General features: G+C 45.3%; 14 protein-coding genes. 7 read left to right on the top strand and 7 right to left on the bottom strand.

What is annotated here, in order from left to right:
• Positions 1-6 precede the first annotated feature (6 nt).
• The 3 genes from ACO05E_RS15210 to ACO05E_RS15200 form a co-directional block, all read right to left on the bottom strand.
• Positions 7-2,016: a methyl-accepting chemotaxis protein gene (locus ACO05E_RS15210; RefSeq protein ID WP_419810346.1), complete on the bottom strand. Its 2,010-nt coding sequence runs from the start codon at positions 2,014-2,016 to the stop codon at positions 7-9.
• Positions 2,017-2,315: 299 nt separating this feature from the next.
• The gene (locus tag ACO05E_RS15205; RefSeq protein WP_419810345.1) at positions 2,316-2,594 is read right to left on the bottom strand and encodes a hypothetical protein; all 279 of its coding nucleotides are present in this window, start codon (positions 2,592-2,594) and stop codon (positions 2,316-2,318) included.
• Between the two features lie 374 nt (positions 2,595-2,968).
• Positions 2,969-3,388 carry a hypothetical protein gene (locus tag ACO05E_RS15200; protein ID WP_419810344.1) on the bottom strand — a complete coding sequence of 140 codons (420 nt, stop codon included), beginning with the start codon at positions 3,386-3,388 and terminating at the stop codon, positions 2,969-2,971.
• A gap of 281 nt (positions 3,389-3,669) precedes the next feature.
• On the opposite strand from ACO05E_RS15200, the gene ACO05E_RS15195 reads away from it, so the two are divergent.
• Both ACO05E_RS15195 and dapD read left to right on the top strand, forming a co-directional pair.
• Positions 3,670-4,005, top strand: a complete 336-nt coding sequence (locus ACO05E_RS15195) for an ArsC family reductase (RefSeq protein ID WP_419813629.1) — start codon at positions 3,670-3,672, stop codon at positions 4,003-4,005.
• Positions 4,006-4,066: 61 nt separating this feature from the next.
• Positions 4,067-5,095, top strand: a complete 1,029-nt coding sequence (dapD, locus tag ACO05E_RS15190) for a 2,3,4,5-tetrahydropyridine-2,6-dicarboxylate N-succinyltransferase (protein ID WP_419810343.1) — start codon at positions 4,067-4,069, stop codon at positions 5,093-5,095.
• A gap of 100 nt (positions 5,096-5,195) precedes the next feature.
• Here dapD and ACO05E_RS15185 read toward each other — a convergent pair whose 3' ends face one another.
• Positions 5,196-6,656 (bottom strand): PLP-dependent aminotransferase family protein, encoded by a 1,461-nt coding sequence (locus ACO05E_RS15185; RefSeq protein WP_419810342.1) that lies wholly within the window; start codon positions 6,654-6,656, stop codon positions 5,196-5,198.
• A gap of 178 nt (positions 6,657-6,834) precedes the next feature.
• On the opposite strand from ACO05E_RS15185, the gene ACO05E_RS15180 reads away from it, so the two are divergent.
• The 3 genes from ACO05E_RS15180 (at position 6,835) to ACO05E_RS15170 (ending at position 8,158) form a co-directional block, all read left to right on the top strand.
• A complete protein-coding gene (locus ACO05E_RS15180; protein WP_419810341.1) occupies positions 6,835-7,056 on the top strand; it encodes a TA system antitoxin ParD family protein in 222 nt (73 codons plus the stop codon).
• On the top strand, positions 7,049-7,354 hold the full coding sequence (locus ACO05E_RS15175; protein WP_419810340.1) for a type II toxin-antitoxin system RelE/ParE family toxin: 306 nt from the start codon (positions 7,049-7,051) through the stop codon (positions 7,352-7,354). The genes ACO05E_RS15180 and ACO05E_RS15175 overlap by 8 nt, the downstream gene beginning before the upstream one ends.
• A 234-nt stretch (positions 7,355-7,588) precedes the next feature.
• On the top strand, positions 7,589-8,158 hold the full coding sequence (locus ACO05E_RS15170) for an SMI1/KNR4 family protein (protein WP_419810339.1): 570 nt from the start codon (positions 7,589-7,591) through the stop codon (positions 8,156-8,158).
• A gap of 247 nt (positions 8,159-8,405) precedes the next feature.
• Here ACO05E_RS15170 and ACO05E_RS15165 read toward each other — a convergent pair whose 3' ends face one another.
• Complete coding sequence (locus tag ACO05E_RS15165) at positions 8,406-10,118, bottom strand: hypothetical protein (RefSeq protein WP_419810338.1); 1,713 nt, start codon at positions 10,116-10,118, stop codon at positions 8,406-8,408.
• A gap of 491 nt (positions 10,119-10,609) precedes the next feature.
• Between ACO05E_RS15165 and ACO05E_RS15160 the strand changes: the two genes are divergently transcribed.
• A complete protein-coding gene (locus tag ACO05E_RS15160; RefSeq protein ID WP_419810337.1) occupies positions 10,610-11,401 on the top strand; it encodes a hypothetical protein in 792 nt (263 codons plus the stop codon).
• Positions 11,402-11,473: 72 nt separating this feature from the next.
• Here ACO05E_RS15160 and ACO05E_RS15155 read toward each other — a convergent pair whose 3' ends face one another.
• The gene (locus ACO05E_RS15155) at positions 11,474-11,866 is read right to left on the bottom strand and encodes a DUF2750 domain-containing protein (protein ID WP_419810336.1); all 393 of its coding nucleotides are present in this window, start codon (positions 11,864-11,866) and stop codon (positions 11,474-11,476) included.
• 258 nt (positions 11,867-12,124) lie between these two features.
• Here ACO05E_RS15155 and ACO05E_RS15150 point away from each other — a divergent pair, with 258 nt between their 5' ends.
• Positions 12,125-13,087, top strand: coding sequence for a DMT family transporter (locus ACO05E_RS15150; RefSeq protein WP_419810335.1), 963 nt, complete (start codon positions 12,125-12,127; stop codon positions 13,085-13,087).
• Positions 13,088-13,097: 10 nt separating this feature from the next.
• Here ACO05E_RS15150 and ACO05E_RS15145 read toward each other — a convergent pair whose 3' ends face one another.
• Positions 13,098-13,721 (bottom strand): acyl-CoA thioesterase, encoded by a 624-nt coding sequence (locus ACO05E_RS15145; RefSeq protein WP_419810334.1) that lies wholly within the window; start codon positions 13,719-13,721, stop codon positions 13,098-13,100.
• Positions 13,722-13,726 lie beyond the last annotated feature (5 nt).

Below are 13,726 nucleotides of genomic sequence, written 5' to 3'. Positions count from 1 at the left end.
GATTTATCAGGAGGCCGGTTGCTCATCAATAATAAAGCGATCCGCCTGCTGATTCATTTTCTGCGACAGCTCTCGCTGTTGCTTTGAGGTTTTGCGCATAAACTCTGAGGTTTGCACCGTATGCTCGGCAATATTATGGATCTGACGCATGGAATCACCGAGCTCTTTATTGGTGGCAACCTGCTCTTCGGCCGCCGAGGCAACCTGATCGGATAAATTCTGGATATCACCAATTGCATTGCGAATCACGGCGAGTGCCTGATCCAGCTCACCGGCGGTTGAAACACTTTCTTCCACCGCCGATTGTGACTGCTCCACCGCCGAAAATGCTGCTTCGGATTCCTGCTGAAATTTACCAATAATGCTCTCAATCTCAGAGGTAGATTCCTGAGTACGCTGCGCCAGTGTTCGTACTTCATCCGCCACAACTGCAAAGCCACGCCCCTGCTCTCCGGCACGAGCCGCTTCAATTGCAGCATTTAAAGCCAGCAAATTGGTTTGCTCAGCAATGGATTTAATGACATTCAGAACACCACCAATGGTACTGCTGCTGTTATGCAGCTCACGGATGGTAGAAGAAACATCGGCCATATGATCACTCAGGTTGGCGATGCGCGACACACTGCGCTCCACTACCTGAGTGCTTTGCAGTGCAATCTGGTTGGCCTGATCGGATTGGCTGGCCACTGTCTGAATATTGGACGCAATTTCCCGGGTCGCCTGTTCCAGCTGATGCACGCCTACCACAACCTGCTCTGATTCAGCCTGCTGATTCTGCATACCTTTGGCACTAAGAGAAACCGTACAATGGTTCTGAATGGAGATCAGTTCCACTTCTTTTGAGGTAGCCTCCATCTGCCGTACCAGCTCGGAGATGTTTTCCAGCATCTCATTCAGGGCTTTTGCCGATTCACCCAGCTCGTCATTCATCAATACCGAGCTGCGACTGTTTAAGCGAAACTCTCTGCCTGCTTTATGCATGGTGTCCGACAAGCTCTGAATCTGGCGATACAGCAACATCGATAACCAATAAGCGATTGCCAGTGTTAACGTAATTATCAAAGCAGCGGTTATTAAAGAAGACCAGATTTGTGTCTTTACTGCTTCAGTGGCTTCTTTAGCGTGCAGTATCATGCTCTTTTTGAAGTCGTCTTCCAGTGCTTTGAGTTTATTGATACGTGCCGTCGACGCGGCAAACCATTTCGCCGGATCGACGTTAAACCCGCCGGTGATCGATTTTTTATTGGCTATAGCGCGGAATTCCTGAACCCGCTTCTCTTCGGCACTTTGCTTAAACTCCCTGAAATGCTGTAACTCTTCTTGATTGGCAAATAGCTGGTAATTCGAGAAATAATTATTCTGACCGGAAACCAGATCAATAAATCGGGCATATAAACCGGGGGCAAACTGATCTTTAGCGAAAGTATTACTCAATACCGCCCGTTCAATACCAGAGCGCTCTTTACCCTGCAAAAAATTATAATACGCCTGTAATTCACGGGAAATTTTGCCGTCGTCGGTATAGTCGGTGGCATAGGCTGGCACACTTAATAAATGGCCAATATTGCCGGTATAAAATGCCAATACCTTAGGTAATTCAATTTGCAGCGCGCTGATACGTTGGCGGAAGCCGGTGAGTTGTTGAATACCAGATTCAACATCCTGAATTTCTTTATAAACGCTGGGGTATAAACGGTAGTCATTGTTAGTTAGCCAGCTTTTCCATTCTGACAAACGTTGATCCGTTAGCTGTCGTTGTTTTGGCAAGGCATCAACAAACTTCTTGCCACCGCTACCCAGATAACCGGCCGACATACCGCGCTCTTTTTGCATCTCATGGGCCAGCGCACTGTTTACCACTGCTAATTCAGCAAGCTGAGTAATATGCTCCATCGACTCCAGATCGTTCATCTGCCCTTTCAGCACTGAACTCTGCAAAAACAACACAGCAAGCAAGGGTAAAACCAGTAAAATCAGCAACTTATGCTTAACACTGGCATCTTTCAGAAAATTCATAACCACTCCTTTTACTTCCGTATTACGTTAGTCCGTTTTTACAATTCTGCCAGTTGATAAAAGCTGGAATGGCTAAGATAAGACGAATCCACTAGAAGTGTTATAAGGTTAAATTTCAGTAAAAAATGACCGAAGTCAGAATATTGGAGGGTTCTTAATTTATAACAGAGCTATTCATCACCCCGAGATATGACAAAGTTAACATTTTTTATTTTGTAAATATTTGATCTTTATCGCTACAACTCCATTAGCTGCACCTTAGTACAAGTAATGGAGTTATCAGGGGCTATTTATTGATTTTATATGTTACGATCCGCTCGCAACGAACCTTTATGGCTGGCAACTACCCGGCCACCAACAGCCGGAATGCTTTTACGCTCAACCCGGTTAAAGACATATTTACCAAACCCCGTCGTTGGCTGAACGCCGTTAACAACGGCACTGCGGGAAACTTCTGCTTTGTTAAACGACAGCTGTTGCTTATTAGCGGGCTCAGCAATAGCAGCCAGACTTAATACTGCAGTAGATACAAAAACAGAAACCGATTTAATAACGGATTTTTTAATTGAAGTTTTCATAGAACTTCCTCTTTATGTTGTGTGTGCTTATTAATTAAACTCAAACACCAACATCCTGAGAAATTGAAATTTTCTTCAAGGCTTATTAATTTTTATAACCAGTCAAAACAGCTATACCAACAACCACAAAAAAAGAACTATCTGGGCAATAAATTTTACCGATAACCCCTATTAAATCTTTTGATTGTTCTTATTGAATAGCCACCTCCAATCTATATAAGCAAGCTAAATTCGATATAAACAGCCTGCCAGCACTGATAAAACCATTACATATTCACAATAAGGCACCCATTATATGAATACGTTATTAGCACCCAGCGCCGTGACACTGATTATTTTGTTGTTATACATCAGTAAGATTTGAGTGCATTGCACTAACCACAGCTTTTGAGCTTTTCTTCCTTAAATACTATTGATTCGGATTTTGCATTTAACTCGATCAAATAATACGGATACTCAGCGATAAAAATTGCATTACAGGCAACATCAGGGTCGGTATTCGGGCACTCCTGCTGTAAACGAGGACTTACAACCAAAGACCCATCATCAGATACATAACCATTTACACCTTTATAATTTATTTTCGCGGTGCAAGGGCTTATATCGTTCTCTCCACGCAGGTAAAGAACATAAGTGGAGTTTGCAAAATTGAATGAATGGTTGCTTTGTGTGGATACAGAAGCCAGTACTTCGTCAATTTCAGCCTGAGTTTTTATCACCCTGAACGACTGACCATTCCCTCGACCCGGCAGTGGTAATAGCCCACTCACGACGACTTGTGTATCAACAGTCATTTGATTATCCGGGTCTGAATCCGAATCTGACCCGCAGCCAAACAGCAACGACGACAGGCTTAGTAGCGCAATTGAGAAGCAATTCATCTGATTTCATCCTTGATAATGATAGTAAAGTCACTATAACAAGCTCACTCTGCCATAAACAGCATGCCAAAACCGAATCAAACCTGTTTCAGCCCCCGACAACCTCTAAACACCCTCCCCCACTTCTGCTACCATAGCGCCCGTTTTGCACACAGAAATCCGCATTGTTTTAGAGGATATACGCCTTGATCACCATGTATGGCATTAATAACTGCGACACCATCAAGAAAGCCCGTAAGTGGCTGGAAGAAAACGGGGTTGATTATCAGTTCCATGACTACAAAAAAGACGGTTTAAGCGAAGCTCAGCTGGACAGCTGGCTGGATGAATTAGGCTTCGAGGCTCTGATCAATAAGCGCGGCACCACCTGGCGTAAACTGCCAGACGACATCAAAGACAATATTAACCGCGACAGTGCGCGCGCAGTGATGCTGGAAAACCAGTCCATCATCAAGCGCCCGTTACTGGATACTGGCTCTGCCAAAATACTGGGCTTTAAAGCCGACGAATATCAGCAGCTGTTCAGTTAAGCAACTGACCTGCGAAGAAACGAATTAACACGACACATCTATTTATATTTGAGGATATCCAATGAGCACATTTGCCCTGGCCATCGGCGTTGGTACTAAAAACAGCAAAGGCGAGTGGTTAGAAGTTTTCTACCAGCAACCTCTGTTAAACCCGGCTGCTGAGCTGGTTGCTGCCGCTAAAGAAACACTGGGCTACGAAGGTGGCAATCAGGCAATCGAAGCCGACGGTGGTGAACTGAGCGCATTCGCAGACGCGATTGAAGCAGCTGATGCGGCACAAGCAGCACTGGCACGTGCCTGCACTGAAAGCCAGAAGCCAGTGGTTGTGACCATTCTGGAAACCGACGAGCAATCTTCCACTACGCCAGAAGTGTATCTGAAGCTGCACCTGTTATCGCACCGTCTGGTTAAGCCACACGGCGTTGATCTGTCTGGTATGTTCGGCCTGCTGCCAAACGTTGCCTGGACCAACCTGGGTGCAATTGATCTGGCGGAACTGCCAGAAGCGCAATTACAGGCACGACTGAACGGCGAACTGCTGTCGGTTAACAGCGTTGATAAATTCCCACGCATGACCGACTACGTGGTACCAAGCGGCGTTCGTATCGCACACACCGCACGTGTTCGCTTAGGTGCTTACATCGGTGAAGGCACCACCATCATGCACGAAGGTTTCGTGAACTTTAATGCCGGTACCATGGGCGTTTCTATGATTGAAGGCCGTATCTCTGCCGGTGTTGTGGTTGGTGACGGTTCTGACCTGGGTGGTGGTTGTTCCACCATGGGCACCCTGTCTGGCGGCGGCAACATCATCATTTCCGTTGGCGAGAAGTGCCTGCTGGGCGCTAACGCTGGTATCGGTATTCCTCTGGGCGACCGTTGCACCGTGGAAGCTGGCTTGTACATCACTGCGGGCAGCAAGATTCAGGTACTGGACGACAACAAAGCCGTGGTTGAAACCGTTAAAGCACGTGATCTGGCCGGTAAATCTGACCTGCTGTTCCGTCGCGATTCCATCACCGGTGCTCTGCAGTGTGTGACCAACAAAACTGCGATTGAGTTGAACAACGAGCTGCACGCGAATAACTAATTCGCAGCTCTATTGCCGCACAATGCAAAGCGCCCGACTGGAGTACAATCCAGTTGGGCTTTTTTTGTTAAAACCGACTTCAAGAGAAAGTTAAATACCGTTAAGAGCCAAGCAACTGCTTTTCAGCCAAAGCGCCTAAGGTTTTTAATGCCTGCTCCGTTTGCTCATTCCAGGGAACCGCAGCACTTAAACGAATAAAGTTTGAAAAGTGCTCAGTATTGGAAAATAAATCCCCCGGCGTTACCACAATCGACGCTTGTAAGGCGTCATAATGCAACGCCATGGCATCCACTCCCTGCGGTAACGCCACCCACAAAATAAACCCACCGGCCGGTTCATTAATTTTGGTGCCTGGCGGAAAATAGTCGCGCACCGCCTGAATAAAGCGCTGCATATTGGTGGCCGCCTGAGTGCGGAACTGACGCAAATGACGATCGTAATGGCCGTTCTGCAAATAGGATAACAACGCATATTGCGACAAGCTGGACGCCGAAAACGTAGTAAACGTCTGGTTCTGGATAACCTTGTTTTTCCAACGCCCGGGAATACACCAACCCACTCGTAAACCGGCAGCCACGGTTTTAGAAAACGATGAGCAATACAGCACCCAACCATCTTTATCATAAGTTTTTAATACCGAATTCACCGCCTGCTTCTGGCCACGCAAGGTTGGGAAGCTGATATCGCCATAAATATCATCTTCAATCACCGGCATTTCATATTGCTGCGCCAATGCCACTAACTGCTGCTGGTTTTCTGCGGGAATACTGCAGCCGGTCGGGTTGGAATAACGGCTACTCACTTCAATCGCTTTAATCGGCCACTGCTGCAACGCCAGTTTTAACGCATCAATACTGATACCGGTTTGTGGATCGGTGGGGATCTCAATCACCTTCAGGTTCAGCATTTTGGCAATTTGCAGAAAGCCGTAATAACAAGGCGACTCCACCGCCACCAGATCACCGGGCTGAGTCACAGAACGCAGGCATAGCGTTAATGCTTCGGCACAACCATGGGTAACAACAATATCGTCGCTTAAACAACGCACCCCAACATCACGCATCCGCACCGCAATATGTGAGCGCAACTCCTCGACCCCGGGAGAGAAAGTATAGTTGAGTACATCTGCCGTCTGAAAACGACTGACTTTCTGAATATGAGTCTGTAATGCCCGCTGCGGCAACCAACTGATATGCGGAATGGCCGCGCCCAGGTTCACCGTTGCCGGGCGATTAATACGCGTCAGCATCTGATTAATAAACTCACCCTTAGTCACGTCTCTGGGTTCATCACCTAATGACAGCGGCGGGCGCTCATCGCTATCCGGCGCGATATCCGAACGCACGTAATAGCCTGACTGCGGTCGAGCACTGATCCAGCCCTGATCTTCCAACCAGGCGTAGGCCTGCGTTACTGTCGAAATGCTGACACCGTGCTGCTGCGCCAGCTTACGCACACTCGGCACCTTAGAACCGCTGGCATAAATACCCTCGCGAATATCATCGGCAATATGGTCGGCTAATTGTAAGTACAGCGGCTGTTCGGCCTGGCGTTGTAACATGGGGGCTCATTGGCATCAGCGGGAAAACACGGTGTTATCTTAGCCGTAAAACTGTACTGATACTAAGTACAGTTTTTATATTCAGGGGCAGTACAGTTGACATATCATAAACAACAACCTGTATTAAAAAGCTACATTTGTGGTAAATTGCCACAAACAACAGAAAAGGCATTACATCATGGCGACTTCAAGTGTCAGACTCGATCAAGACCTTATTGATAAGGCAACAATCATGGCGAAGGCGTTAAACCGAACGCCTCCAAAACAAATTGAGCACTGGGCCAAAATTGGCGAAATGATGGAAGATAACCCGGACCTGCCGTATGAATTTGTGAAACAGGCCATTATTGCTCAAGCCGAAAAAGAAGCCGGAAAACTTGAGGAATACGATTTTGGCTAAGCCTAATAAAGGCAAGGTCAAAACCGTTTTACAGACCCCAACGTTTAAAAAAGCCGTCAAAAAACTTAAGCCAAATCAAAAGCAGGATCTTGATGCAGCCGTCAGAGAGTTGCTGGCCGATCCCACTCTGGGTGAGCAGAAGAAAGGAAATCTGAGTTTTTTGCGCGTCTATAAATTTAAAATGGTTAAACAGCTGACCTTGCTGGGTTATAGCTTTGATGATGGCGAGCTGGTGCTGGAGTTAATTGCGCTTGGCTCTCATGAGAACTTTTACCGGGATATTCAGCGCGGTGGTTGAGCTAGCAATTGTATGCTTTGAATCATAGTGATAGTTTAAACACTAAAATATATGTGGTTTATGAGGTAATCAGCGAACCACTATTTGAATCGCGTGTACTCACGATTCTCTGGAAAGGAATGATCTTGCTAAGGAAGGTTTCAGATTGATGGCGGTTATTGCCCCTAATTTTCGAAGAATTCACTCAACCTCGCAAGGCCGCACAATTAAAATATTAGGTGCGCGGATAATAAAATGAAATGTTGTAGAAAAGAACTTGAAAGTCCTGAAATAATTGACGGTACTGCGTATTTCGTTTGCCCTGAATGCGGTGATCTGTACGAGGTCAAAAATTACCGTGTATATTCCACTGATGAGGCTTTCAATTACTTTAAAGAAAAGTACGGATTTAATTTACCTAAAGAGTATATCTCACTTCAAGAAGTAGAGCATGGCTCGACATTTAAACTTCCACCAAGTAACAGTCAATGCATACAATATTATTTCGGCGAAGATTTCTATGTTACTGGTGATATTGCCAAAGTTGACCCTAATGCGGATTATTCTATTTATGACTCTGCAAATTCAGGTTGGGAGTGGGGAGTTCCAGATTACTGCATCGCTATCGAAGGTGACGGACATACATGGTTAGCATTAGATTATAGTGCTTCATCTAAAAGCCCTAGTGTCGTAGTAATTGAAACCGATGATAATAATAGCCTTACTGTCGCCACATCATTTTCTGACTTCGTGTCTGCTTTGCTACCGTATGAAGATGTCTACGATATAGATGGTAACATCATTTACAACAAGAAAAGCACCTAGCAAATCAAAGCATACGAACTTGGTAAAGCTGTCACCTTTATCTCTGGCGCAAAAAGTTACCAACCTCCCCCATGCCCAAACTTTAACACTTGGGCATAGTGAAAAACTTACACATCCTGCAACGCCACCCTGAATCCTTCACCCAGCTCATACAGGTCACCAACAGTGTTAACCCAAACTAAGAGGCTTTCAGTAACAAACCATAAGGCTTGTTACTGAAAAATTAAGAGAGGCTGTTAATTTGAACTTAACGAGCAACTTCGTTAATAATCCACTGAGAATGCTGCTTTTCCGCATCGCCAGTACCGGTTAAGTACAAACGGTCATTCCTGCTTGAATACCACAAAAAGTCGTTCCAGTAGGTATTTTCCAGCGTCCATAAGTTACCAACTGACTGAACCTTATAAGCAGCCTGATCTGCTGAGTTATAAAGTTTGCTTCGACCGCTGTAAGCGAAGCTCAGGAACAGATCGGCATTGTGGCGAGCACGAAAATAAGCGCCCTCAGATTTATCGCCTGCGATAATAAATTCAACAGCATCACCAGATTTAGAATACAGAGAAGCGTTATTAACCAAGCCTTCATCTGTCACAACCGGGTCACCACTCAGTACATTTATTAAGGTAACTTGCTCGCCAGTATCTGCGGTTAACTGTGGAATCGTCCAATCGGCCGGTGGTGTTTGCCACTCGCTGGAAGCCCATGCCCAGTTAAATGGAATCTGCATATAAGGATCATTCAAATCAGCAAAACCATCCGCTGCCTCGATGTTGTACAAGCACATACGGCGATCTTGTTCTAACTGTTGAACACGCTCTTGCTGGCTACCGGATTCAATACCTAAGCCAACCATGCAATCAAACAGACTCATGCCTTTACCAGTTTCTTGTGGCGCTAAAACATAAGTATGATCGCGATGATCTTCTTCATCGTACCAACTCAGCATTTCCTGTTCATCGAATGATAACCAGTTATTAACCAGAGTTTGTGCTTCAGCCAATGCAATTGCACGACGCTGATCATAGGGCGTAGCCATAGAACGAATGAAGGCCGCCCACAAATCTTTACTGGCTTCCAATGCAACCAGCGCAACTGGTTTCATACTGCTGACTTTATAAGTAGACCAGCCGGAATCCAATCGCGTGTTTTCTTTCCAGACAACGTCGCCACTCGAAAAATCAAGAGCTGCAGTGGTTTCGTGAGTATGTTGTTCGGCACCTTCAGAACAAAGGAAAGCTTTTACCTGACGCACTTTTTCGTAATTGTCTTCAGCTAAACGAACTGTATGTTCCGGGCTAAACGAGTCCTGAAAAAGATGAACGGCACGGCCAAACAGAAAATAGTTATGATCTACTTTATACAAAGCAGAATAACCACCACCGTCCCAGGCTTTCATGCTTTTTTCATTTGCCATTGCAGCATTTACGAAGTGATTAATAAAACGCTCTTGCCCTCGTTTGGCTGCATCCACACCACCTTGGCCGCCGATGTCATCATAACGACGCATAAAGTGATCTTGCTGAACATCCGCCGGTTCTTGAGCAACCGCATTAAAACAATTCACCTGCCCCACTGTTGATGTCGCGACGTTGAATCCTGCGGTATCCACCCAGCGCTCACCAATGATAGCGGCATAGACACCTTCATACCGTGGTTCGTAAGTTGTGTTGTTATTGAGGCGGTTTTTAATGCGAGAAACTTCGTCCTGAGCATTGGATAGATCGATGTTTTTTGCCAATCCGTTTGTCCAGGTTATACGAGGGTCGAGAGGATCGGCTTCGATAATGTGCTCTGCTTCAAGGATATCCAGAGCGGAGGTACGTGTCAGCCATTCATGGCCCATTGGCAAGGTACCACCAACACCATATTGGGTGAAGGCTGAGCTGGAAAAGCTAATACCCAAACCGGTAATAACCGCTACTGCAGATTTTAACCGATTAGTTAATTTTTCGTGACGCATATATTAATCCATTTATTAATAGCCAGGTTTATATCAGTATTTAATTACGACGCGCTTTATATCATGTAAGAGGATCTGGAGGTATTAAGAACAAGCTATTTGCTTAATTTGTCATGGATATCTGAATTACTTCGGCATAAATGACAGCTTTAATATTATTTCTTAAGCCGACAATTAAATTATAAAATTATTAATTTTACGAATTTTCTCAATAATAATTAACTTATCAAAATGATACGGTCGGTTAATTTTAAGTATGACGACTTCACTATGTTACTTTATAACATAATAATTAATTCATAAAACTGTACACATACTAAGTGCTTTTATGTATTCTGGCAGTATAGTTTTTCGTGCTTGTTCGCATTCCGCTACGGTGATAGCTTAAACATTAAAATTTATATGTAGTAATAAGATAGTCAGCACACCCTATCCGAGATCGTGAATAGACACGATTCTCTGTAAAGGAATTTTTTTTCTAAGGAAGTGAATTGAAAACGCACATATTAAGAGGTTTTGGAATTCTTGGTATTCTACTATTTCTACCATTATTCCTATTTACATTTGCTGACCCTCAGTTAGTCGAAAAGTCAGGACGGTCATTTATCGAATGGCGAGTAAAGCAAGAAGTCTTTGATAAAATAGACTCTGTCAATCTCCCTAAAAGTTCTTCTCTAGAAAGAATACTCGGAGAACGAGCTACTGCACTTCGTTCGGAAGCAGAGAAGAAATTAGAATATTACAAGCAACAATTGAAGAGCGATGCACCTGCTATTATCGCTGAAAATATAGCTAAAACACGCAACCTGGACTGTGAATGCAGGCAGAAATGGGAAGAAAGACTTACTCAGTCTCTACTCTCGCGAATAGAGTCTGTCGAAGAAGCAAAAAGCAATTTGGTTCAATTTACTCAAACAAAGTACATGGAGGTTATGCACAATCTTACGCTTGATGTAAGAATTTTCCTTGGTACAAATTCTCTGGTTTTTATTCTCTTTTTCTTAGCTTCATTCTTTAAACCAAGAGCCATAAATCATTTATTTTTGCCAAGTTCGTTACTATTCATTTCTACGACAGCTTGCTCTTATTTCTATTTATTTGAGCAGAATTGGCTCTATACGATACTGTATGGTACTTATACAGGCTTAGGGTTTCTTGCCTATTTACTGATTATTTTCGCTATTTTATGCGATATCGTTTTTAATAAAGCCAAAATATCTACCGAAATAATTAACGGCTTATTATCAGCCATTGGGAATGCCAGGGCGCTGGTACCGTGCTAAATGTGCCAGGCATTAATTCTTAAACAATGCACCACCATGCCCAAGTTTAAACCTTGGGCATAGCGGCAAAAATCACATGTCCTGCAACGCAGCCCTTAATCCTTCATCCAGCTCATACGGGTCAACCAGCAGCGCTTCTTCTTTCAGATTCGGGAAAACCACCAACAGAGTTTCATCCTGCTCTAAGCCGGGCGTCCAGCGCTCCAGCCAAACATCCAGAGCAACCGCTTTAGGCTCGCAGTCGCTCCATTCGCCGTTACACCACTCTTTGGCGTAATCAGGGTGTGGCCAGACCGGCAAGCAGTTTTCGCCTTCTTCTGAGCTGATGGTGACCCAGCCTTCGTCATTGGCCAGGCTCCAGATTTCACCGAACTGAGCGGTTTTTTTCAGGAACAAATCATAACGTTTGTTATTAGATAGCTTGAGAGTGGCTTGGTGATCTTTATGACTCAGGGAATAGCTCATTAGGTGCTCATAGTAATTAATCAGTCGATGCGCGATTCTACCGCTTCTCTTAATGCCGCAAAAGAGTCCATTTTGTGCTGCTAACCTTACGACCTACTGTACAGCTACAGAACAAATCACCACCGTTTTAACCAGCACAGTTACCTCCCACCCGCCAACTGTACTCCCTGGAAATCCAAATTGTGCTGCTACTGCCATACAGCAGAAAACCTCAGAATTCATGGCCTCAGACAATATTTTTCCAACGAGGTAATCGACATGAGCGGGACTGAGCTATCGCCCCGAACCAGCCATAACACGGCATCAGCATCTTTTATTCAGGGATCTCTTACTAAGGGCCCTTTTATACAAGGTCTGGCCGCAGTGGTGTTATTTTCGTTAACCGTGCCGATGACTCAACTGGCACTGGCCAATTTTTCAGCCGAGTTTATTGCCGCCACTCGTGGTTTATTGGCGGGTGTGCTGGCCTGGCTGGTGATTCTGAAACAAGGATGGAAGTGGCCAGCCAATAACGCGCTACCCTGGCTGTTAGTGGCTGGCGCGGGTGTGGTACTCGGCTTTCCGTATTTATTAAGCCTCAGCTTGACCCAGGTTCCCGCTGCCGATATGGGCGTGGTATTAGCCGGGTTGCCGCTCACCACGTCACTGTTGGCCGCCTGGATTCATCACGAACGTCACACCGCGCCCTTCTGGTTATTGGCGGCGACCGGCTTTTTATTACTGGCTTTGTACGTGGTGCTTAGCCTCGGGGAATTACCCAGCTTCAGCGTTCAGGATTCATGGCTGTTGTTGGCTACCTTGTTGATGGGAGGCATTGGTTACAGTGCCGGGGCCAAAGCAACCAAACTGATTAATCAGCCGGATGCCGGGTGGCAAACCATCTGCTGGACGTTGGTGCTTTACCTGCCAGTATCCGCATTGTTCTGGGGAATTAGCTGGGGCGAACAGGCACAACAGTTAACCCGCCCAGTCGCTTTGCCTTCATTACTGGCATTAGTGTATCTGGCGTTAATCAGTCAGCTATGGGGATTTAAATTCTGGTATCAGGCACTGGCGTCTGGAAGTGTTGCCCGCACCAGCCAGCTGCAATTATTGCAGCCGTTTTTTACGCTGTTTTTTATCGCGGCATTATTACAACAAGCCATCGGTGGGCTACAGCTCGTATTTTGTTGCCTGGTGGTACTGAATGTTTATGCCAGCATCAAAGTGGCGCGTCGTTAATTCAAAAAAATCAGGCGCTCTTTTTAGCAGCCTGATTATCGATCAGCGCCTTGTCTTCCAGAGCGCTGTCCTTTTTAGCGCTATTCAGGTCAGGATTATCCGAATAAGCACGCTTGGCAACCGACATCTTTTTCCAGTAATCGATATGCTCTGGCAACTCCGGTGGTGCATCTTTGATGCCCAGCAGGGTCACAACTGAGGCTGGAGAAGCGAGTTTCCCCTGCTGTAACAACACGGCTTTTACCAGACCGTACGCGTGGATTTTGCCATCCGCCACAAAGCGCTGTTCCAGATAAAAATATTTTTCATCCCAACCTACATAGCGGGTTTCAACCTCAAAGGTTTTAAATAACCGGATTTCGCGGATATAACCCATCTCAATACCGGCAACAATAAAGTTGAGTTTATTAGCCAGAAAGCTATCCCAGCTGGCAGTTTGCACCGGGTGATCCCAACGACCACGCTCCATAAACACCATATAACGGGCGTTATTAATGTGCATATTAAAGTCGATATCACGTAGCCCCACGCGAAAGCGGCGTTTGGTCGTGGCAAAAAAATCCAGCGGACGAAACGCCGGATTTTTTTTGTTTTTACGATTCAGAAAGGCAGAACGAAGAATTTCAAAGATCATAAATC

The organism is Bacterioplanoides sp. (assembly GCF_965226395.1).
Taxonomy (GTDB): domain Bacteria; phylum Pseudomonadota; class Gammaproteobacteria; order Pseudomonadales; family Oceanobacteraceae; genus Bacterioplanoides.
This window is presented reverse-complemented; position numbering and strand designations above follow the sequence as displayed.

Coding starts and splice junctions, on each gene's coding strand:
- ACO05E_RS15170 (WP_419810339.1), top strand. CDS start 7,589: ATGAAATGTTGTAGAAAAGAACTTGAAAGTCCTGAAATAATTGACGGT.
- ACO05E_RS15195 (WP_419813629.1), top strand. CDS start 3,670: ATGTATGGCATTAATAACTGCGACACCATCAAGAAAGCCCGTAAGTGG.
- ACO05E_RS15185 (WP_419810342.1), bottom strand. CDS start 6,656: ATGTTACAACGCCAGGCCGAACAGCCGCTGTACTTACAATTAGCCGAC.
- ACO05E_RS15155 (WP_419810336.1), bottom strand. CDS start 11,866: ATGAGCTATTCCCTGAGTCATAAAGATCACCAAGCCACTCTCAAGCTA.
- ACO05E_RS15180 (WP_419810341.1), top strand. CDS start 6,835: ATGGCGACTTCAAGTGTCAGACTCGATCAAGACCTTATTGATAAGGCA.
- ACO05E_RS15150 (WP_419810335.1), top strand. CDS start 12,125: ATGAGCGGGACTGAGCTATCGCCCCGAACCAGCCATAACACGGCATCA.
- dapD (WP_419810343.1), top strand. CDS start 4,067: ATGAGCACATTTGCCCTGGCCATCGGCGTTGGTACTAAAAACAGCAAA.
- ACO05E_RS15210 (WP_419810346.1), bottom strand. CDS start 2,016: ATGAATTTTCTGAAAGATGCCAGTGTTAAGCATAAGTTGCTGATTTTA.
- ACO05E_RS15165 (WP_419810338.1), bottom strand. CDS start 10,118: ATGCGTCACGAAAAATTAACTAATCGGTTAAAATCTGCAGTAGCGGTT.
- ACO05E_RS15145 (WP_419810334.1), bottom strand. CDS start 13,721: ATGATCTTTGAAATTCTTCGTTCTGCCTTTCTGAATCGTAAAAACAAA.
- ACO05E_RS15205 (WP_419810345.1), bottom strand. CDS start 2,594: ATGAAAACTTCAATTAAAAAATCCGTTATTAAATCGGTTTCTGTTTTT.
- ACO05E_RS15200 (WP_419810344.1), bottom strand. CDS start 3,388: ATGACTGTTGATACACAAGTCGTCGTGAGTGGGCTATTACCACTGCCG.